Annotated in this window: 18 protein-coding genes; 8 read left to right on the top strand and 10 right to left on the bottom strand. The window is 65.6% G+C overall.

Going from position 1 to position 19422, the window contains the following annotated elements; all coding sequences use genetic code 11:
- Positions 1-192 precede the first annotated feature (192 nt).
- The 4 genes from GGR23_RS08190 to thrC form a co-directional block, all read right to left on the bottom strand.
- Positions 193-3045: a sensor domain-containing phosphodiesterase gene (locus tag GGR23_RS08190; protein ID WP_246365138.1), complete on the bottom strand. Its 2853-nt coding sequence runs from the start codon at positions 3043-3045 to the stop codon at positions 193-195.
- Positions 3046-3107: 62 nt separating this feature from the next.
- Positions 3108-3713 (bottom strand): GNAT family N-acetyltransferase, encoded by a 606-nt coding sequence (locus GGR23_RS08195; RefSeq protein ID WP_183365676.1) that lies wholly within the window; start codon positions 3711-3713, stop codon positions 3108-3110.
- A gap of 82 nt (positions 3714-3795) precedes the next feature.
- On the bottom strand, positions 3796-5094 hold the full coding sequence (locus GGR23_RS08200) for a M16 family metallopeptidase (RefSeq protein ID WP_183365677.1): 1299 nt from the start codon (positions 5092-5094) through the stop codon (positions 3796-3798).
- A 26-nt stretch (positions 5095-5120) separates the two neighbouring features.
- Complete coding sequence (thrC, locus tag GGR23_RS08205) at positions 5121-6521, bottom strand: threonine synthase (RefSeq protein ID WP_183365678.1); 1401 nt, start codon at positions 6519-6521, stop codon at positions 5121-5123.
- Positions 6522-6838: 317 nt separating this feature from the next.
- Here thrC and GGR23_RS08210 point away from each other — a divergent pair, with 317 nt between their 5' ends.
- Positions 6839-7432, top strand: coding sequence for a hypothetical protein (locus GGR23_RS08210; RefSeq protein WP_183365679.1), 594 nt, complete (start codon positions 6839-6841; stop codon positions 7430-7432).
- A gap of 42 nt (positions 7433-7474) precedes the next feature.
- Entirely contained in the window at positions 7475-8407 is a 933-nt protein-coding gene (locus GGR23_RS08215; protein WP_183365680.1) for a diacylglycerol/lipid kinase family protein, read from the top strand.
- A 469-nt stretch (positions 8408-8876) separates the two neighbouring features.
- Here GGR23_RS08215 and GGR23_RS08220 read toward each other — a convergent pair whose 3' ends face one another.
- Positions 8877-9566, bottom strand: a complete 690-nt coding sequence (locus GGR23_RS08220) for an HAD family hydrolase (RefSeq protein WP_183365681.1) — start codon at positions 9564-9566, stop codon at positions 8877-8879.
- A gap of 116 nt (positions 9567-9682) precedes the next feature.
- Between GGR23_RS08220 and GGR23_RS08225 the strand changes: the two genes are divergently transcribed.
- A complete protein-coding gene (locus tag GGR23_RS08225; RefSeq protein WP_183365682.1) occupies positions 9683-10351 on the top strand; it encodes a GntR family transcriptional regulator in 669 nt (222 codons plus the stop codon).
- 429 nt (positions 10352-10780) lie between these two features.
- Positions 10781-11914: a site-specific DNA-methyltransferase gene (locus tag GGR23_RS08230; protein ID WP_183365683.1), complete on the top strand. Its 1134-nt coding sequence runs from the start codon at positions 10781-10783 to the stop codon at positions 11912-11914.
- Positions 11915-12014: 100 nt separating this feature from the next.
- Here the strand turns inward: GGR23_RS08230 and GGR23_RS08235 are convergent, their stop codons facing one another.
- The 3 genes from GGR23_RS08235 to GGR23_RS08245 form a co-directional block, all read right to left on the bottom strand.
- The gene (locus tag GGR23_RS08235; protein WP_183365684.1) at positions 12015-12368 is read right to left on the bottom strand and encodes a hypothetical protein; all 354 of its coding nucleotides are present in this window, start codon (positions 12366-12368) and stop codon (positions 12015-12017) included.
- The gene (locus GGR23_RS08240) at positions 12346-12810 is read right to left on the bottom strand and encodes a Panacea domain-containing protein (protein WP_183365685.1); all 465 of its coding nucleotides are present in this window, start codon (positions 12808-12810) and stop codon (positions 12346-12348) included. The genes GGR23_RS08235 and GGR23_RS08240 overlap by 23 nt, the downstream gene beginning before the upstream one ends.
- Positions 12811-12921: 111 nt before the next feature.
- The gene (locus GGR23_RS08245) at positions 12922-13743 is read right to left on the bottom strand and encodes a hypothetical protein (protein ID WP_183365686.1); all 822 of its coding nucleotides are present in this window, start codon (positions 13741-13743) and stop codon (positions 12922-12924) included.
- Between the two features lie 62 nt (positions 13744-13805).
- On the opposite strand from GGR23_RS08245, the gene GGR23_RS08250 reads away from it, so the two are divergent.
- The gene (locus GGR23_RS08250) at positions 13806-14780 is read left to right on the top strand and encodes an O-linked N-acetylglucosamine transferase, SPINDLY family protein (protein ID WP_281375690.1); all 975 of its coding nucleotides are present in this window, start codon (positions 13806-13808) and stop codon (positions 14778-14780) included.
- A gap of 6 nt (positions 14781-14786) precedes the next feature.
- Here GGR23_RS08250 and GGR23_RS08255 read toward each other — a convergent pair whose 3' ends face one another.
- Positions 14787-15401 (bottom strand): HAD family hydrolase, encoded by a 615-nt coding sequence (locus GGR23_RS08255; protein WP_183365688.1) that lies wholly within the window; start codon positions 15399-15401, stop codon positions 14787-14789.
- Positions 15398-16492, bottom strand: coding sequence for an A/G-specific adenine glycosylase (gene mutY, locus GGR23_RS08260; RefSeq protein ID WP_183365689.1), 1095 nt, complete (start codon positions 16490-16492; stop codon positions 15398-15400). The genes GGR23_RS08255 and mutY overlap by 4 nt, the downstream gene beginning before the upstream one ends.
- Before the next feature lie 252 nt (positions 16493-16744).
- Between mutY and GGR23_RS08265 the strand changes: the two genes are divergently transcribed.
- Genes GGR23_RS08265 through GGR23_RS08275 form a run of 3 tightly spaced genes read left to right on the top strand, consistent with a single transcriptional unit; the run spans position 16745 to position 19380 of the window.
- The gene (locus tag GGR23_RS08265; RefSeq protein ID WP_183365690.1) at positions 16745-17485 is read left to right on the top strand and encodes a glycosyltransferase family 25 protein; all 741 of its coding nucleotides are present in this window, start codon (positions 16745-16747) and stop codon (positions 17483-17485) included.
- Between the two features lie 10 nt (positions 17486-17495).
- Positions 17496-18827 (top strand): O-antigen ligase family protein, encoded by a 1332-nt coding sequence (locus tag GGR23_RS08270; RefSeq protein WP_183365691.1) that lies wholly within the window; start codon positions 17496-17498, stop codon positions 18825-18827.
- A 1-nt stretch (position 18828) separates the two neighbouring features.
- Entirely contained in the window at positions 18829-19380 is a 552-nt protein-coding gene (locus tag GGR23_RS08275) for a DUF721 domain-containing protein (protein WP_183365692.1), read from the top strand.
- Positions 19381-19422: the final 42 nt, after the last annotated feature.

Genomic DNA, 19422 nt, shown 5'->3' on the forward strand with positions numbered 1-19422 from the left:
AAAATTTGAACGATTTGAGTGTGTTGGACGGCGGCGTCCGTTTCTCCGAGGGAGAAAGGGGCGGGCAAGGATCAACGCGCAGGGGTTGCGCTTATCCACAAGGATGCCCCCGTATCCGGAAGCGGCCGGCGTGAGCGCCATCCGTCGGACGGCCTCTTGCCCCGCCGGCGCCGGGCGGGGGAAGGCGCGGTCTCAGGCGCGCTTGGTGAGGGGGAAGCGCTCCTTGAGCAGGCGCAGGACGCTGTCCGAAAGCATGGGGGCGCCAAAGAGATAGCTCTGCCCGTAGCGGCAGCCGAGGCGGGCGAGCTCCATGGCGTCCTCGTCGCTCTCGATGCCTTCGGCAACCACGTCCATGCCGAGATCCTTGGCCATGGCGATCATCGAGCGCAGGAGGATGGCGCGCCGTTCGCCCTCGCCGCCGACCAGCGCCTTGTCGAGCTTGATCGTGTCGAAGGGGAAGCGGGCGAGATAGGAGAGGGAGGAGTAGCCCGTCCCGAAATCGGTCAGCGCCAGCCCGATGCCGCTCTGCTTGAGCTTTTCGAGCACGAGGCGGGATTGCTCCGGATTTTCCATCACCAGCGTCTCGCCGAATTCCAGCTTCAGCTGTTCGGGCTGGCACTGGGTACGGGTCAGAACTGCCTTCACGTCGTTGCACAGCTCGTTGTTGAGCAGCTGGCCGGAGGGAATGCTGACCGTCAGGAACACCGGAATCGTGCCCGTCTGGTCCTGCCAGGCGTTGAGGTCCTGTGCCGCCTTTTCGAGCGCGAAGGCATTGAGGGCGGAGCAGAGGCCGGCGGCTTCGGCCGCATCGTTGATCTCGTTGAGCGGCACCGGCCCGCGCTTGGGATGATCCCAGCGGATCACCGCCTCGAAGCCTGCAATCTCCGCATCGTTCAGCCGGATGATCGGCTGGTAGGCCAGCGAAAGCTCGCGGCGTTCCATGGCGCGGCGCAGGTCCGCCTCGGTCTGCATCCGGTCGAAGCCCATGCCGCGGAAGGAGGGCTGGAAGGGCTCCACCCGGTTTCCGCCCGCCTTCTTGGCGCGGTACATGGCAAGCTCCGCGTCGTTGACGAGGCCGCTGGCGCTGTCCTGCTGCGTCACCCAGGTGGCCAGGCCGATGGAGGCCGTCAGCACCACCTCGCGGTTGGCGAAGGAGAGCGGCACGGAGATGGCGCGGCTCACCGCATCGGCAAAATCCGCCACCTTTGCGGGGTTCGCCTCGGAGACCAGAAGCAGGCCGAACTGGTCGCCGGAAAGGCGCGCCAGCGTGTCCTGCGGCTTCAGCAGGCGGCGAAGCCTGCGCGTCAGGGCGATCAGGATATTGTCGCCGGCCGCGATGCCGAGCGCGTCGTTGACCAGCTTGTAGCGGTCGATGTCGATGATCATCACGGTCGGGCGCACGCGCTCGTCGGTCGGCGCCAGCGTCATCACGCCCTCGAGCCGGTCGAGGAAGATCTGCCGGTTCGGCAGGCCGGTCAGGTTGTCGCGCAGGGCGTCGTTGAGCAGCCGGTCGACGGAGTTGCGCTGCTCGGTCACGTCGATGATGGTGCCGACGCAACGGATGATCTCGCCGTTCGAGCCCAGCACCGGACGCGCGCGGATGGCCAGCCAGTGGAAATGCCCGTCCTCGGCGCGGATGCGGAATTCGTGGGAAAGGCGCCCGCGGCGATGTTCGAGCAGCACGTCGAGCGTCGCCTTGAAGCGGTCGCGGTCGTCGGGGTGCAGGCGCGGCAGCCAGTTGCGCACCGCCCCGTGCATGGCGCCGGCGGGCAGGCCGAGCTTGGCGGAAAGATCGGGAATGGTGACCACCCGGTCGCGGGCGACGTCCCAGTCCCAGACCGTGTCGCCGGAGCCGGTCAGCGCCAGCGACTGGCGTTCGAGATCGGAGAACAGGCCCTGGTGCAGCGCCCCGCCGGCAAAGGCGTGCTGCATGACGGTGAAGCCGATCAGCAGCACGATGAGCACGAGGCCGCCGCCGAGCGCCGGCTGCACCACGTCGTTGTCGATCTGGCCCGTCACCGTCAGCCAGGCGCCGAACAGCCAGACGAGGATCAGCACCCAGGCGGGCACCAGCAGGATCGCCCGGTCGTAGCGGTTGAAGCCGAGATAGATGATGAGGACGATGCCCGCGGCCGCCGTCATGGCATAGGACAGCCGCGCCACGCCCGAGGCGATGGAGGGATCGTAGATCGCCACGCCGAACAGCAGGCCGAGCCCCAGCACCCAGGCAAAGGTGGCATAGCCGAGGTTCACATGCCATCGGTTGAGGTTGAGATAGGTGAAGAGGAAGATCACCAGCCCCGCCGCCAGCGCCACCTCGGTCGAGGCGCGCCATATGCGCTGGTCGCTGGAGGTGATGGTGATGAGCTTCTCGAGGAAGCCGAAATCGACGCAGATATAGCCGAGCACCGCCCAGGCGAGCGCCGCCGTCGCGGGCAGCATGGAGGTGCCCTTCACCACGAAGAGGATCGTCAGGAACACCGCGAGCAGGCCGGCGATGCCGAGCACGATGCCGCGATAGAGCGTGAAGGCGTTCACCGTATCCTTGTAGGCGTCCGGTTCCCAGAGATAGAGCTGCGGCAGGTCCGGCGAGGCAAGCTCCGCGGCAAAGGTCACCACCGCGCCGGGGTTCAGCGTGATGCGGAAGACGTCGTCTTCCGGGGAGGGCTGCCGGTCGAGCGCGAAGCCCTCGGACGGGGTGATCGCCACGATGCGCTGCGAGCCGAGATCGGGCCAGAAGACCTTCGAATTCACGAGGCGGTAATGGGGCGCGACGATCAGGCGCTCTATCTGCTCGTCGGTGACATTGGCAAGCGCGAAGACGGCCCAGTCGCCCTGGTGCGTGGGCGAGCTCGCCTCCACCGCGAAGCGCCGGCGGATGCCGTCGGGCCCGTCGGCCGCCGTCACGGTCAGCTTGTCGCCCTGGTTGTTGTAGATCTCCGTCGTCGCGGTGAGGTTCAGCGCGGTGTCCTCGCGCGAGATCTTCACCGGCTCGACCGCCATGGCCGGCGCGGAAAGGAGCGCGCACAGCGACAGGAGCACCATCAGGAACGCCAGGAGCGCACGGCCAGGGACGGACTGCAGGGACAGGTTCACTCCTGATGTCATCACGCTTTCCGGTTCCTGTTCCTGTCGCTTTCCAGCAGGGCATACATCACGTGATCGCGCCATTCGCCGTTGATCTTGAGGTATCCCCTCAGGAAGCCTTCCTGTTGAAATCCGGCCTTTTCAAGGAGGCGGATGCTGCGGGTGTTGTCCGCAATACAGGCTGCTTCGATGCGGTGCAACTCGAGCGGGCCGAAGATGTGGGGGATGACGAGATCGAGCGTGCGCGACATGTGGCCCCGGCCCGCGTGCCGCTCGCCCATCCAGTAGCCGATCATGCAGCTCTGCGCCACGCCCCGGCGGATGAGGCCGATGGTGATGCCGCCGAGCAGCTCGTCGCTCTCGCGTTCGAAGATGAAGAGGGCGATCGACTGCCCCGCCTCGTATTCCTGTTCGTAGCGGTTGATGCGGGCGCGATAGGCGCTGCCGGAAAGCTCGTCGGGGCGCCATTTCGGCTCCCACGGCTGGAGGAAGGCGCGGCTTTCGCCACGCACCTTCTGCCAGGCACGGTAATCGGAAATCTTCGGCATGCGCAGGTACAGGCGGTCGCCTGCCAGCTCCACCGGGCTCGATTGCCGGGAGAAAAACCGGAATACAGACCGTGTCATCCGCTCATCCCCTCAAGATCGACCTCCGCTCCAAAGACGGCAGCCGGCCGCATCCCGAGGGTCATCCGGTCAAGTTTCCCCGTCAGCCGTTGGCCGTCAAGGCTTTGGGCTTGCCGGTGGAAAGGGAAGCAACAATTTTTTCCAGCGGATCGAGCTGTTCCAGCGGTCCGATGGCCGAGAGGGTGGGCACGGTGTCGAAGAACAGGCGTCCGGCCAGGTCCGTCAGCCGCTCGGTGGTGATGCCGGCAAGCCGTTCCATCATCTCGTTGTTGGGGATGATGCGGCCGTAGAGCATCATCTGCCGGGCGATCTGGCCGGCGCGTGCGGCGGGGCTTTCCTGGCCCATCAGCAGCTGCGCGCGGATCTGGGCGCGGGCGCGCTCGATCTCCTGCTGGTCGATCCGCTCCGAGCTCTTCTTCAGCTCGTCGATGATGACGGGCACCAGCTCCGGCAGGTTCTCGCCGCCGGTCGCGGCATGGATGCCGAAGATGCCCGTATCGGAAAAGCCCCAGTGGAAGGCATAGACCGAATAGCACAGGCCGCGGATTTCGCGCACTTCCTGGAACAGGCGCGACGACATGCCGCCGCCGAGGATGTTGGCGAGGATCTGCGAACAGTAGAAGTCGCGCATGTGGTAGGCGCGGCCCTCGAAGCCGAGAAGCATCTGCGTGTCCATCAGGTCGCGCGTCTCGCGGGTGTCGCCGCCGATGTAGCGGGCGGCATCCATGATCGGCTGCGAGGAGGGCTTCTGCGGCAGGCTGGCGAAACGCGTTTCCACCTGGCGCACGAATTCCTGGTGGTCGACGGCACCGGCCGCGATCACGAACATGCGGTCGGTGGTGTAGTTGCGCGAGAGATAGGCGCGGATCTGGTCCGGCTGGAAGGACATCACCGTCTCGGGCGTGCCGAGGATGGTGCGGCCGATGGTCTGGCCCGCATAGGCGGCCTCGGAGAAGCGGTCGAACACCACGTCGTCGGGCGTGTCGTCGGCGGCGCCGATTTCCTGCAGGATGACGTTCTTCTCGCGGGCGAGTTCCTCCTCGTCGAAGACGCTCTCCGTCAGGATGTCGGCAAGGATGTCCACCGCCAGAGGCACATGGTCCTTCAGCACGCGGGCATAGTAGGAGGTGGTCTCCGTCGAGGTGGCGGCGTTGACCTCGCCGCCCACGTTCTCGATCTCCTCGGCGATCTGCCGCGCGGAGCGGCGATGCGTGCCCTTGAAGGCCATGTGCTCGAGGAGATGGGCAATCCCGTGCTCCTCTCGCGTTTCGTTACGGGATCCCGACTTGATCCAGACCCCGAGAGCGACGCTCTCCAGATGGGGCATGTTTTCCGTTACAACAGTCAAACCGGAAGCAAGCCGGGTGCACTCAACCTTCATCGTCCGTCTTTCCGCAACCCGTCGCCTCAGCCCCTGATGGCCCTGGCGTGGGTGCCAATGTGTTTTTCGACCGCGGCGAGATCCGCCTCGATCACGTCGAAACGCTCGGGGCGGTCCATCAGATCCCCGAGCCAGGCGGGAAGCGAGGGCGTCACGCCGCAGGCCTTCCTGACCGCATCCGGGAACTTCGCCGGATGGGCCGTGGCCAGCGTTACCATGGGACTATTGGATTTTTCGTTGGCCTTGGCAACAAAAACTCCAACCGCCGTATGCGGATCCAGGAGATAGCCGGTTTTTTCGAGCGTCTCCCTGATCGTTTGCGCCACCTGCTTCTCGCTGGCGCGACCTGCCTTGAATTCGCGGCGGATGGCGCGCAGCGCCCCTTCCGACAGCGTGAAGGCGCTGGCCTGCTTGAGATTGTCCATCAGCCCGCGCACCGCGCCGGCCTCGCGGCCATAGGCCTCGAAGAGCAGCCGTTCGAAGTTCGAGGAAATCTGGATGTCCATCGAGGGCGTGGTCGTCGCCTTGACCGACTTCATCTCGTAGCGACCGGTCTTCAGCGTGCGGGCGAGGATGTCGTTCTCGTTGGTGGCGATCACCAGCCGGTCGATCGGCAGGCCCATGCGCTTGGCCACGAAACCGGCGAAGATGTCGCCGAAATTGCCGGTCGGCACGGTGAAGGAGATCTTCCGGTCCGGCGCGCCGAGCGAGACGGCCGTCGTGAAATAATAGACCACCTGCGCCATGATGCGCGCCCAGTTGATGGAGTTCACGCCCGAGAGCTTCACGCGGTTGCGGAAGGCCTGGTCGTTGAACATCGCCTTCACGAGGTTCTGGCAGTCGTCGAAATTGCCCTTCACCGCCAGCGCATGCACGTTCTTGGCGGTATGCGTGGTCATCTGCCGCTGCTGCACGGGCGAGACCTTGCCTTCCGGGAAGAGGATGAAGATGTCGGTGCGGTCGCGCCCGGCAAAGGCGTCGATGGCGGCACCCCCGGTATCGCCGGAGGTCGCCCCGACGATGGTCGCCCGCTCGCCGCGCTTTTCCAGCACGTAGTCCATCAGCCGGCCGATGAGCTGCATCGCCACGTCCTTGAAGGCGAGCGTGGTGCCGTGGAAGAGTTCCATGATGAAGGAATTCGGGCCGATCTGGACGAGCGGCGCCACCGCCGGATGACGGAAGGTGCCGTAGGCCTCGTCGATCATCGCGCGGAAATCCTCGGCCGGGATCTCGCCGCCGGTGAAGCGGTAGAGGATCTCGAAGGCGGCCTGCTGGTAGGTCAGGCCACGCAGCGCGCGGATTTCCTTTTTCGTCATCTGCGGCCAGCTCTTCGGCACGTAAAGGCCGCCATCGCTCGCAAGACCTGCGAGAAGCGCATCGGAAAAGCCGAGGGAAGGGGCCTCGCCCCGCGTCGAGATGTAGTCCACTGCCAGTTTCCTTGAGTTCCGGTGTCGGATGGGAGTGTTCAGAGTCTATGCGCGGCTTCCGCCGCCGGTTTGTCTTTTTGCGCCAAAATAGCCCGGCGGCTTTCGTTCTTCGGCAAGTTCGGCTTCCCCGCTCCCGGCGGACCTGCGCCGGGCCTTCCCGCCACGCCGGAGCCCCCGCCCGAAAACCTGCCCAAAACCCGAAACCCCCAATCGATTTTTCTCCGCGCCGCTGGTATAGAGCATCCGCAAGGGGCATGAAAAGGCCCGATTTATCGATTGTGCCGGCCCTTCCGGCCGGGCGTACAGGGAGTGCCAGCATGACAGGCAAGGTTCAGGCTAAGATGCGCATGGGTGCGGCGATGACCGCCGTTCTCCTTGCGGTGGCAGGGTGCAACACGCCCACCACGACGCCCTTCGACCACGGCAACAAGGCGCCGGGCATGGACAAGCCCTCCACCGCCAAGGGCGCGCCCGCGCCCGTCGTGACCGGAACCTGCCCGCAGATCTCGCTGCGCGAAGGCACCGCCTTCCTGCGCAAGGGCGGCAAGGGCAAGAACGGTGCCCCGGACGACCAAGCCAAGCTGCAGTATCAGGTTTCGCTCGCCGATACCACGCGCCAGTGCACCATGGACGAGAGCGGCACCACCAAGGTCATGGCCATGGCGCAGGGCCGCATCGTGCTCGGCCCCATGGGCAAGGCCGGCACCTTCACGCTGCCGATCCGGGTTGCCGTGGTCGATGGCGACAAGACGGTCTATTCCGAGCTGGTGAAATTCAACACGGAGCTTGCCGCCGGCCAGCCGTCCGGCCAGTTCCTGTTCCAGAAGGAAGGCATCGTGCTGCCGCCGGGCACCAGCGGCACCGCGCGCATCTTCCTGGGCTTCGACGAAGGCCCCTATAATACCAAGTAAGTCCATTCGCCGGCCGGGGAGGGCCGGCGCTTCGGGGGGAGCATGCGGATTGGCCTGATCGTGAATCCCGTTTCCGGAGGGGGACGGGCCTCACGCCATGCGGAGGCTGTTTCGGCAGCGCTGGAGCGGCGCGTGCCGCAGGTGGACATGCGCTTCACGCTTGGCCGCGGCCATGCGGCGCGCCTTGCGGAGGACTTCGCCGGCGAGGGCGCCGATCTCGTCATCGCCTTCGGTGGCGACGGCACGCTCGGCGAGGTTGCCGACGGCCTGCTGCGGGGCCGCAGCCCCGGGGGCCGCCTGCCGCAACTCGGCTTCATCGCCGCCGGCACGGGCTCGGATTTCCGGCGCAACTTTTCCTTCTCTTCCGATCCCGCCACCGCGGCGCTCGAGCTCCTCGACCGTCCGGCCCGGCCGATCGATGCCGGGCGCGTCAGCTTCTCCCTGCCGGGCGGCGGCGAGGGCCACCGGCATTTCCTCAACATCGCCAGCCTCGGCATCACCGGCGATATCGTCGAGACCGTGAACCGGGCAAAGATGGAAGGGACGAAAAGCGGCCCGCTCGTCTATCTTTTGCACACGCTCGGCGCGCTCCTGCGCTACCGCTTTCCCTCCATCCGCATCGCGCTCGATGACGCGGCGCCCCTCGACGCCCAGGTGGCCGCCGTCGCGGTCGCCAACGGCGCCTGGTTCGGCGGCGGCATGAAGATCGCCCCCGACGCCCGCGTCGACGACGGCCTGTTCGACGTGGTCGTGGTGCGCGCCCGCAACCGCTCCACCCTCATCGCCAACCTCGCCCGCGTCTATGGCGGCCGCCACCGCAGCCACCCCGACGTCACCATCGCCCGCGCCTCCACCGTCACCGTCCACCCGGCAGCCCCTGGTGCCATCATCCCCCTGGAATTCGACGGCGAGGACCTCGGCTGCCTGCCCGCCCGCTACGACATCCTGCCGGGAGCACTGATGGTGCGGGGGTAGGCGACGGGGCGTGGTGTGGAACTGGCCGGTGTGCGACCCCCTTTGCCTTGCAAACCGTCGAGTTTGAGGCGCCGCACCGCCCTCTGGCCTGCACGGCGTCTAGCTTGAGGCACCGTACCCCCCTCTGCCCTGCCGGGCATCTCCCCCTCAAGGGGGGAGATCGGGATGGGGTTTATGATGGCAGTCCCCAGCCACCGTTTCTGCAAATGAGACGTTCATTGTTTGAGGAAATCAAAAACCGCAATGTCGATCTCCCCCCTTGAGGGGGAGATGCCCCGGCAGGGGCAGAGGGGGGTGCGGTGCGTCAAACTCGACGGTCTGCAGGGGCAGAGGGGGGGGCAGTGCGTCAAACTCGACGGTCTGCAGGGACAGAGGGGGGTGCAGCACGGCAAACTCGACGGTCTGCAGGGCAGAGGGGGGGTGCAGCACGGCAAACGCCACGCCGTGCGAGGCCCCCTTCCGTGCGTCCTTACGCGACCCCGGACCACTCCGACAGGGCGGCGATGGTGGCGGGGAGGTCGCTCATGCGGGAGATGACGGTTTCGGCGCCGGCATCGGTGAGGCGGTCGGCGTGGGAGGGGTAGGTGTGGGAGGCGCCGGTAAAGCCGATGACGCGCATGCCGGCGGCGACCGCGCCGCGGATGCCATGGACGGAATCCTCCACCACCACCGCATGCGAGGGCTTGATGCCCATCTGCCTGGCCGCGTGCAGGAAGATGTCGGGCCTGGGCTTGACCTTGTCCTCGCCGAGATCGCGCGCCGAATAGATGTGCGGATCGAAATAGGCCTTGAGCCCCACATGGGTGAGCATCTTGTCCAGCCGGCGGGTGGTGGAGTTCGAGCAGATGCAGCGCGGCTGGGTGAGGCGGGCGAGCGCCTCCTTGACGCCGGGAATGATCTGAACGTCGCGGCCGAGCCGCTCGTCGAGGATCTTTTCCGACTTGTCGAGCAGCGAGGCCGACAGCGGAATGGAGGCTTCCCGTTCCACCGCCAGCAGGATGTTGTGCCAGGTCATGCCGGCGAAGCGTTCGCCCATTTCCTCGGTGGAGATGGGGTAGCCCGCTTCCGTCAGCAGGACGGCTTCCACTTCCGCCGCGATGATTTCCGAATCGACGAGAACGCCGTCATTGTCAAAGATGATCAGGTCGATCTGGCTCATGCATGATCCGCCTTGGCTGCCTTGGGGGAGGGGTGAGCCGCCCTGCTACACGATGCGGCGCTCCGGAACAATCATTGATCTTGCATGGCACCCATGGCGATGCTCTAAGAGCCAGCATGAGGAAGGAACAGGACGACACCATTGCCGCGCGGATCAGCCGCACGCTTGCCGAACGGATCATCCGCGGCGAGCTGATGCCGGGCACGCGGCTGCGGCAGGACCATGTGGCCGAGGAATTCGGCGCAAGCCACGTGCCGGTGCGCGAGGCCTTCCGCCGGCTGGAGGCGCAGGGGCTGGCCATCAGCGAGCCGCGCCGGGGCGTGCGCGTCGCCTCCTTCGATCTTTCCGAGGTGAAGGAAGTGGCCGAGATGCGCGCCGCGCTGGAAGTGCTGGCGCTGAAGCACGCCGCCCCGCACCTCACCGCCGCGATCCTCGACGAGGCCGAGGAAGCGACCCGCGAGGGCGATGCCGCGGGCGACGTGCGCGCCTGGGAGGCCGCAAACCGCCGCTTCCACCGTCTCATCCTCTCCACCTGCGGCATGCCGCGCCTCATCGCCTCCATCGACGACCTGCATTCGGTTTCGGCGCGCTTCCTGTTCTCTGCCTGGCATTCCGGCTGGGAAGCCCGCACCGACCACGATCACCGCGCGATCCTCACCGCGCTCCGCCAGGGCGCGACCTCGGATGCGGTGGCGATCCTCGAACGCCATGTGAAATGGATCGGCCAGCGCCCCGTCCGCACCACCGCCGGAACCACCCGCGACGCCTTTGCCATCGTCGGATGATGCTTTGATTTCAAGCTCTTCAGCAGTTCTCGGGAAATCCGAAGGCTTTTGCCGGAAGGGCGAGACGCGGAAATGGCCCGCCCGGTCGGCGAAACGCATCGAGCCCCGGTATCAGTCAAGACGGCGCTTCGCCCCGGAAAACACCGCAAGGCGCTGCGCCGCTTTGATCGTCTCGCGGATATGATCCTGAATTTATCAACAGATACAGACGCTTCAGCAAAACTCCCAAAAACAGGCCCCTGGTGCTGAAAAGCTGATCACGACGGGGAGGAGGGGCCAAGCGCCCCGCTCCGCAGCAGGAAGCAGACCTCTCTTCGCGCCGCGCATTGCCTCGCTTTTTCTCCATCCCGTTCAGCCTTTGGTAACCAAGTTCGGTAACCATAAGCATCAAGGATTTGTTCAGCGTAAGCGTAAAAAGTGAGTATCGATATGGCGTCTGTTCTTCCGCTTTCCGGCCTGCGTCAAAGCCCGGAGCCGCTTTCCTGGCTCAACTCCATCATCAAGGGCGATTGCGTCGCGGCGCTGGAAGCGCTTCCGGATCAGTCGGTGGACGTGATCTTCGCCGATCCGCCCTACAATCTCCAGCTCGGTGGCATGCTCACCCGTCCGGACCAGTCGCTGGTCGATGCGGTGGATGACGAATGGGACCAGTTTGCCTCCTTCGAGGCCTATGACGCCTTCACCCGGGCCTGGCTGCTCGCCTGCCGCCGCGTGCTGAAGCCCTCGGGCTCCATCTGGGTGATCGGCAGCTATCACAACATCTTCCGCGTCGGCGCGATGATGCAGGACCTCAACTTCTGGATCCTGAACGACATCGTCTGGCGCAAGACCAACCCGATGCCGAACTTCAAGGGCCGCCGCTTCCAGAACGCGCACGAGACGATGATCTGGGCAAGCCGCGATCCGAAGGCGAAGGGCTATACCTTCAACTACGATGCGATGAAGGCCGCCAATGACGACGTGCAGATGCGCTCGGACTGGCTCTTCCCGATCTGCTCCGGCGGCGAACGCCTGAAGGGCGAGGACGGCAAGAAGGTGCATCCGACACAGAAGCCGGAAGCGCTGCTCGCCCGCGTCATCATGGCGTCCAGCAAGCCGGGCGACATCATCCTCGATCCCTTCTTCGGCACCGGCACCACGGGCGCTGTCGCCAAGCGCCTCGGCCGAAACTTCGTCGGCATCGAGCGCGAGCAGGATTACATCGATGCGGCAGCAGCCCGCATCGCGGCGGTCGAACCGCTCGGCAAGACGGAACTCACCGTGATGACAGGCAAGAAGGCCGAGCCGCGCGTCGCCTTCAACGTGCTGGTGGAAAGCGGTCTGGTAAAGCCCGGCCAGGTGCTTTTCGACCAGAAGCGCCGCTTCAGCGCCATCGTCCGCGCCGACGGCACGCTGGCTTCGGGCGGCGAGGCCGGCTCGATCCATCGACTCGGCGCCCGCGTGCAGGGCTTCGACGCCTGCAATGGCTGGACCTTCTGGCACTACGAGGACGAGGGCCAGCTGAAACCCATCGACGACCTGCGCGCCCGAATCCGCGCCGGCCTCGGCAAGCTCGCGGACTGACCCGACCGCTAAGTTCCCTGCCAGCCGCCGGTTTCGTACCTTCAGTCCCGGCGGATATGGAAGAGAGCCCGGCTTTCGAAAGAAAGCCGGGCATTCTTTTTCAGCGCCCGTCCCGCGAACCGAAAAGATAGCCAAGCGCAAGACCAACCGGTCCCAGCAGCGCGCTGAACGTCTTGAAGAAGGGATCGAACTGCGTGGAGAAATCCGTCTTCACGAAGAGGATAAGGATGATCACGAAGCAGGCAAGGATGACGAGTGTGGCCACATTGCCGGCCTTTTCGCTGCCTGTGCCCAGGGCGATACCGATCCAGCCGCGCTGGATGGACAACTTGTTGGCTTCATGGGCGTTGCGCATTTCCTCGAGCGCCAGCGTATCCGCCGGGCGGATCACCGGTTCGGCGCGGCGTGCATCCTCCGGGGAAACGATCTTCTCACTGCTCTGCAGCCCTGACAAAGTAATCTCTTATCATCTCATTGGGAATGAAGGGTAAACTAGCGCGTTTTGCCCGGTCCCACGGGGAGTCGGGCTCATGGGTCATGGCGGAAAGATTGACCGCCGGAATGCCGATATATTTTTCCCAGGCAATATCGAGCGCCTGGTAGAACTGGTGAAAATCCGGATTGACCACATAGGGCCGGTCGTCTCCGGGAGCGGTGACATAATCGAGGATCGGCCCCGATCCATATTGCTTCAGGGCATTGTAGAGGTCGGGCACGACGGGCCCGTAAGGCCAGACGGCGAAGGGTCGGTCGATGGCCGGTTTTCCCGTGGTCGCGAGGTGCCAGCCATGGGTATAGAACAATATCTTCTGCGCCTTCATCGGAGAGAAATCCGTCCGTGTCTCCCGAAAGGAGCGCTGCAACAGGCTGTTGAGCACATGGCGGGCATCGAACATGCGACCGATCTCGTCCTTCGAAGTCAAATTCTTTTATATTTCTAACATCTTATAAGAATATCCGCAAGGCATTTTCCAGCCTCGGACAAGACCGGCTTCCTAATGCTCCGCTCAACGAAAGGGGAGCCGATGGCCGCTTTGCTGGAAAAGGCGATGCAGCAGCATCAGAGGGGCGATCACAAGATCGCGCTGGCGACGCTGCGCCGTCTGATGGAGAAGGAGCGGCGCAATCTCAACGCCCATCTTCTCGCCGGCACCATTCACGAGCAGCAGGGCAATCTCGGCGAAGCCGCGCGGTTCTTTGCCGATGCGGTGCCGCTGACGGCGGACCGCAAGCGGGAGATCGGGCTGCGCGCGGCGGTGCATTACATCTCCGCCGGTGCCCCGGCAAAGGCGCTCTCCTGCCTTCTCGCGCTCCATCCCCACATGCCCGACGACGTGGATGTCAACCATGGCATCTGCAGCCTGCTGCGCGAGGCGGGGCGAAACCACGAGGCACTGCCCTTTGCCGCACGGCTTGCCGCGATCGGCGTGAATTTCGGCAATTTCCTCAATGCCGGGCTGGTGCTGAATGCGACCGGCCATCACGAACGGGCGCTCCCCGTCCTGAAGCGCGCGCTGGAGATGCAGCCGGGCGAGCGGCTGGCGCTTTCGGAACTCTTCTGGTGCGCGGCCAATCTTTGCGATTTCCCGCTGACGGAAGCGCTGCGCGCCGAGCTGGAAGCCGCCTATGCCCGGGAGGGCGAGGGCGCCGACATCAGGGAAAATGCCTTCCGCGCCATCCTCTGGTCGGGCGACGAGGCCTACCACCTCAAGACCGCGCGCCGCACGGCGGAGGTTCTCTTCCCTCCGGTCGCCGAGAGGGCGCCCTTGCCCGATGTCGCGGGACGCCGCATCCGCATCGGCTATGTCACGTCGGACGTGCACGAGCATGCGACGCTTTCCCTCTTCACCGGCGTGCTCGAGGCCCATGACCGGCGCGCTTCGAGGTATTCCTGTTCTGCCACACGGAGGAAAAGGCCCGTCATGGCGCGATGCGCGAACGGGCACTTGCCGCCGTCGAGCATTACGTCGACATCCTGCCGCTCGACGACGACGGGGCGGCGGCCGAGATTCGCCGGCGCGGTATCGACATCCTCGTCGATCTCAAGGGCTTCACCCAGGGCGGAAGGCTCGGCATCTTCGCCCGTCGCCCGGCGCCCGTGCAGGTTTCCTATCTCGGCTTTCCGGGCTCCGTCGCGGGCGTGGGGATCGATTACGCCATTGCCGATGCCGTGGTCGCGCCCGCCTCGTCGGATGCGGTTTACGAGGAGAAGATCGTTCGCCTGCCGCGCTGCTACCAGTCGAACGACAATCGCCGTCCCCGGCCGGAGCGTCCGGCCGCGCGCGCCGGCCTCGGCCTGCCGGAAGAAGGGATCGTGTTTGCGGCCTTCCACCAGGCGCCGAAGATCCGCGCCGACGCCTTCGCCGCCTGGATGGAGATCCTGAGGCGGGTGGAGGCATCCGTGCTCTGGCTCGGCCCGCAGGAAGAGGCGGCGGCCCAGAACCTCAGGCGCGCGGCGCAGGCTTCGGGCATCGCGCCGGAACGCCTCGTCATCGCGCCGAAAATGCCGATGGCGGATCATCTGGCGCGGCTTGCCGCGGCCGACATCGCCCTCGACTGCACGCCCTGCAACGGCCACACCACCACCTCGGACGCGCTCTGGGCAGGGGTGCCCGTGGTCACGGTCCGGGGCACCAGCTTTGCAGGCCGCGTCAGCGAAAGCCTGCTTCAATCCGTCGGCCTGCCGGAACTGGTCGCCGACGACCTCGATGCGTTCGTCCGCCTGACGGACGCGCTGGCGCGGGACGGAAACCGCCTTTCCGTCCTGCGCCATCATCTTCTGGCCGCACGCGACCGGGCGCCGCTCTTCGATACGGCGGGCCTTACCCGCGATCTCGAGGCGGCCCTTGCGGCGATGCTTGCCTGAGCCCTCTCAGCCGGCGAGCCCGTGGGCTGCCAGATCGGCGGCAAGCTTATCCGCCCCGGTATAGAGCACGGCATTCCATCCGGCCTTGCGGGCGCCCTCCACATTGGCGGCGGAATCGTCGATGAACAGCGTGTGGGCGGGGGCGAGGCCGAAGGTTTCCGCATGCAGCGTGTAGATGCGCAGGTCCGGCTTGATCAGCCCGACATCGCCCGACACCGTCACGCCGCGGGGCTTCTTCAGGAAGGGGAAGATCTCGTTGGCCTCGGCAAAGGTGTCGCTGGCAAAATTCGTCAGCATGGTCACGTCCCGGCCTTCCGCGATCAGTCGCTCCATCGCCTGCACGCTTTCGGGATAGGCATAGGGCACCATCTCCCGCCAGTGGCGGCGGAAGGCGCGGATATGGCTTTCCCGGTCGGGATGCAGCGCGATCAGCAGTTTTTCCGCTTCTTCCCAGCTGCGGCCGCGATCCTGCTCGATGTTCCAGTCATGGGTGCAGATGTTCTCGAAGAACCAGGCGCGTTCCTTCTCGTCCGGGATCAGCCGGCTGAAGGGAATGTTCGGATCGTAATGGATCAGAACCCGGCCGATGTCGAAAACGATGTGGCGGATGTCGGCAGTCATGGTTGTCCTTTTCTCTTCATGCGCATGGCGTCGGGAATGGCGGCGGCGATCGCCTTTTTCATGACCGTCGGCAGCGCCGCCCGATCAAGTTTTTCGACAGGCTGCCACCATCCGTCATCCGCCTCATGGCAAATCTTCATGTCGGCACGATAAATGCTGAGCCGCAGCTCGAAATGCGTGAAAACATGGGTGATCGTCCCGGCGCTCTGCCAGTCGGCGGCAAAGGGGGCGGCGCAGACGCCGGTCTCGCCGTCGAGGCGCGCGGTCCAGCCCGTTCCCGGCACTTCCGTCATGCCGCCGAGAAGCCCGCTCTCCGGCCGGCGGCGGAGGAAGACCTGCTGGCCGGGGCCGACGGCAACGAAGGCCGCGCCGACCCGCACCGGCTTGTCCTTCCGGGCCGCCTTGACGGGATAGAGTTCCGGGTCGCCCTCCTTCAGGGCGCGGCATTCCTCCTTCAGCGGACAGAGCACGCAGGCCGGCCGGCGGGGCGTGCAGATGGTCGCGCCGAGATCCATCATCGCCTGGGCGAAATCGCCGGGCCGGTCATCCGGCACCATGTCCCCGGTCCGGGCCCTGATTTCGGGCTTGGCGGCGGGCAGGGGGGTGTCGATGGCAAACAGCCGCGTGACCACCCGTTCCACATTGCCGTCCACCACGGTGGCCTTGCGGTTGAAGGCGATGGCGGCAATCGCCGCTGCGGTATAGGCGCCGATGCCGGGCAGCGCGCGCAGCGCCTCCTCGGTATCGGGAAACTGCCCGCCATGGCCGGAGGCCACCGCCTCCGCGCATTTCTTCAGGTTGCGGGCCCGCGCATAGTAGCCGAGGCCGGCCCAGGCGCTCATCACCTCTTCCACCGGTGCGGCGGCCAGATCGCGGACCGTCGGCCAGGTGCGGGTGAAGCGGTCGAAATAGGCCTTCACCGCCTGCACGGTGGTCTGCTGCAGCATCACTTCGGAAAGCCAGACCCGGTAGGGATCGGTGCGCATGCCCTTCACCCCCTCGGCGGGGTTGGTGCGCCAGGGCAGTTCGCGATGGTGGCGGTCATACCAGTCGAGCAGGCGGCGGCTCGTATCGCCCTTCAGGTCTTGCATCTCGTCTCCGGTCCGTCTCCGACATCTCCCGGCCATGATCCTGCCCTAGGGCTGTCATCCGGGACAGGCCGCGCCGGGCTTCGCTTCCCGCCGCGTCGTCCATTCGTGCCGCGCCGGGCTGTAGCGGAAAAGGGCGCGCCGCGACAGGGGGCTCTCCGGCGCTGCGGACAACTTCCCGTGACAGGCCGGGCCGGATTGTCAGAGGGTCGCAAATCGGCTAGCGATCCGGGGAAAAGGATGCACGGTACGCGCATGAAATTGCCCATCTATGCCATCAATCTCGACCGCTCGCAAAGCCGTTGGGACGATCTTCAGGCAAGCGCCGCGCGTCAGGGGCTTGCGCTCACGCGCGTGTCCGCGGTGGATGGCAGGACCGTGGCCGAGGCGGAGCGCGCCGATGCATCCGACGCCGGCTTCCGCCGGCATGCCGGACGCATCATGCGCCCGGGGGAATATGGCTGCTACCAGAGCCACCTGAAGGCGCTCGATCTCATCGTCGCATCCGGGGTGCCCGCCGCCATCATCGTCGAGGATGACGCGGATTTCGGTCCCGATTTCATGGCCCGCGCCGAGGCCCTGCTGGAGGCCTGCCCGCAGGCAGAGGTCATCAAGCTCTTCAACCACCGCATCCGCGGCTTCCGCAAAAAGGCCGAAAGCCGGTTCGGCGATCAGATCGGCCGCTGCATCCACGGGCCGCAGGGCTCGGCCGCCTGCTATCTCGTCACCGCAAGCGGCGCGGCCAAGCTCGCCCGCGCCTTGCGCCCCATGGTGCTGCCTTTCGATGTGGATCTCGAAAGGGGATGGAAAACCGGCGCTGCAACCTATACGGTGCATTCCGACCTTATCAGCCTGGGACCGCTCAATATTGAAACGGAAATCGGAACGCGCGAGGATTACAGGCAAACGCGTCTGCCTGCATGGAAGCGAATGCCCACACATGTTTTCAGAGCAGTGGATTATGCACGCCGCATGATCTACGCATCACTACTCTAGGTATTTTCATATGGCCACCGATTTCAACGACCGCCCCATGCCGATTGCGGCAGCGCTGGGCTTCCTGCTCTGGCTGCTCATGCTGAGCGCAAGCCTTGTCGAAACCGATGCCTATCGATTTGCTGCCATTTTCGTGGCGATCTACGGCATCTGGATCTACTATCGCATCGCGCCCCGCCCGGCGCCTTCCTTCATGGCCTGGTATTGCCTGGCCTGGTCCGTCTACGTGCTTGTCCGTTTCGCCTATGGCTATTTCGGCAGCCCCAATCTGGAACATGGCTCGTCCGAATGGCTCTACGCCTTTCCGATGTTCTTCGGCGGCATCGGCATCGGGCTCACGCGGATGCGCTTCTATATCGAGCAGGTGCTCCTCGCCTTCTTCGTTCTGGCGGCCCTGTTTCTCGCCGCCTCGCAGCACTGGTGGGTGATCGCCTCCGGCAATCCCGTCATTCCGCTTTACCACAACAACCAGATCCACGGGGCCGTGGCCTGCGGGCTGATCATGATCGGCGCCTTCTACTGGTTTCTGCATTATGCGGCCCGGGGCATCCGCAGCAGCCCCTACGGCCTTGCGGCGGCGGCCCTGACGCCGGTCATCGTCCTGCTCTGTCTGATCTCCATCCTCGGCTCCCAGTCCAAGGGGGTGTGGCTGGCGCTTCTCGGCACCGTTCCGGTGGCGGCGATCCTCATCCTGGCAACCGAGCGGCGCGCCGCCATCCGCTTTGCCGTCGCGGCCCTGGTACTGCTTGTGGCGGGCTGGGCCTTCCTTTTCCGGGAGCGCCTGTGGCTGCGGGCCGGCTCCACGGTGGAGGCCACACTGGGGCTCGTCCGCGACTACAGCGCCAGCCAGAGCCTCTCCGCCTTCCTCCAGCAGAAGATCGCATCAGGCACCATCCCCGAATCCATGAATGCGCGGCTGGAGCTGTGGTACAATGCCTGCGAGCTGATCCGGCAGGCACCCTGGTTCGGCCATGGCAATTTCTGGATCGAGCGCTGGGAACAGACGCGCTATGCGGATGTGGGCTATTATCTGATGCACAACGGCTATCTGGAAATCCTGATCCGCCACGGCATCGTCGGCTTTCTCGCGCTTGCCTTCATGCTGGCGGCGCTGGTGGGCATGACCTGGCGCGGCTATCGCAAGGGCTTCGTGGCGCCTGCCGCCATGCAGGCCTATCTGATGCTGCTCCTGTTCTTTGCGCTCACGCTGCTGTCGAACTCCAACAACCGGCTGGCCATCGGCGAGTCGCTCGCCATGCTGACGGGCGGCGTCGCCTTCTATGCGCAGGCGATGGAGCGCTACACGGCGGCCCTTGCGGCCCGTGCCGGGAAGGAGGCCTGAGATGGCGGGCGCTGGCGGCGGGTCCGGATCCGGCACGTCATCAGGCTTTTCGCGCCGGGGCGTCGCCCAGGTCAGCGAGATCGCCAATCCGATGATCGATCGGGTGCTGGCGAAGAAGGCCGGCATATCGACCGCGCTGCTCGGCAGCTGGGACGAGATTGCCGGCGCCGATTTCGCCGATACCACCCGCCCGGAAAAGATCACCTGGCCCCGCCGCGACTATGGCGGCAGCGACGGCGGCTACGAGCCTGGCGTGCTGACCATCGCCTGCGAGGGCGCGCGTGCGCTTTTCCTCACCCATGCGCAGGGCGAGCTCATCAGCCGCATCAATACCTTCTTCGGCTTTCCGGCGATCCGCCAGATCCGCATCGTCCAGAAGCCGGTTTCGGTCGCGCCGCGCCGCAGCCGCAAGCCGCCGCCGCTCACCGGGGCAGCCGCCGCACGGCTGGAGGACCTCATGGACGGCGTGGAGGAGGGGCCGCTTCGCGAGGCGCTGAAGCGGCTCGGCACGGCGGTTTATTCCCCGAACCGGCCTACGGGCCGATCACGGTAAATTCAACGGCTTGGCGACATTCAGCCGCCATCTTTTCGCGTC

The organism is Gellertiella hungarica (assembly GCF_014197145.1).
Lineage (GTDB): Bacteria > Pseudomonadota > Alphaproteobacteria > Rhizobiales > Rhizobiaceae > Gellertiella > Gellertiella hungarica.

Excerpts from the sequence above, each read along its gene's own strand:
- mutY (WP_183365689.1), bottom strand. The coding sequence starts at position 16,492 with ATGCAAGACCTGAAGGGCGATACGAGCCGCCGCCTGCTCGACTGGTAT.
- GGR23_RS08200 (WP_183365677.1), bottom strand. The coding sequence starts at position 5,094 with ATGAAGGTTGAGTGCACCCGGCTTGCTTCCGGTTTGACTGTTGTAACG.
- GGR23_RS08255 (WP_183365688.1), bottom strand. The coding sequence starts at position 15,401 with ATGACTGCCGACATCCGCCACATCGTTTTCGACATCGGCCGGGTTCTG.
- GGR23_RS08195 (WP_183365676.1), bottom strand. The coding sequence starts at position 3,713 with ATGACACGGTCTGTATTCCGGTTTTTCTCCCGGCAATCGAGCCCGGTG.
- GGR23_RS08275 (WP_183365692.1), top strand. The coding sequence starts at position 18,829 with ATGGCGGGCGCTGGCGGCGGGTCCGGATCCGGCACGTCATCAGGCTTT.
- GGR23_RS08245 (WP_183365686.1), bottom strand. The coding sequence starts at position 13,743 with ATGCTCGTGCACGTCCGACGTGACATAGCCGATGCGGATGCGGCGTCC.
- GGR23_RS08225 (WP_183365682.1), top strand. The coding sequence starts at position 9,683 with ATGAGGAAGGAACAGGACGACACCATTGCCGCGCGGATCAGCCGCACG.
- GGR23_RS08270 (WP_183365691.1), top strand. The coding sequence starts at position 17,496 with ATGGCCACCGATTTCAACGACCGCCCCATGCCGATTGCGGCAGCGCTG.
- GGR23_RS08215 (WP_183365680.1), top strand. The coding sequence starts at position 7,475 with ATGCGGATTGGCCTGATCGTGAATCCCGTTTCCGGAGGGGGACGGGCC.
- GGR23_RS08220 (WP_183365681.1), bottom strand. The coding sequence starts at position 9,566 with ATGAGCCAGATCGACCTGATCATCTTTGACAATGACGGCGTTCTCGTC.
- GGR23_RS08190 (WP_246365138.1), bottom strand. The coding sequence starts at position 3,045 with ATGGTGCTCCTGTCGCTGTGCGCGCTCCTTTCCGCGCCGGCCATGGCG.
- GGR23_RS08210 (WP_183365679.1), top strand. The coding sequence starts at position 6,839 with ATGACAGGCAAGGTTCAGGCTAAGATGCGCATGGGTGCGGCGATGACC.
- GGR23_RS08230 (WP_183365683.1), top strand. The coding sequence starts at position 10,781 with ATGGCGTCTGTTCTTCCGCTTTCCGGCCTGCGTCAAAGCCCGGAGCCG.
- GGR23_RS08240 (WP_183365685.1), bottom strand. The coding sequence starts at position 12,810 with ATGTTCGATGCCCGCCATGTGCTCAACAGCCTGTTGCAGCGCTCCTTT.
- GGR23_RS08265 (WP_183365690.1), top strand. The coding sequence starts at position 16,745 with ATGAAATTGCCCATCTATGCCATCAATCTCGACCGCTCGCAAAGCCGT.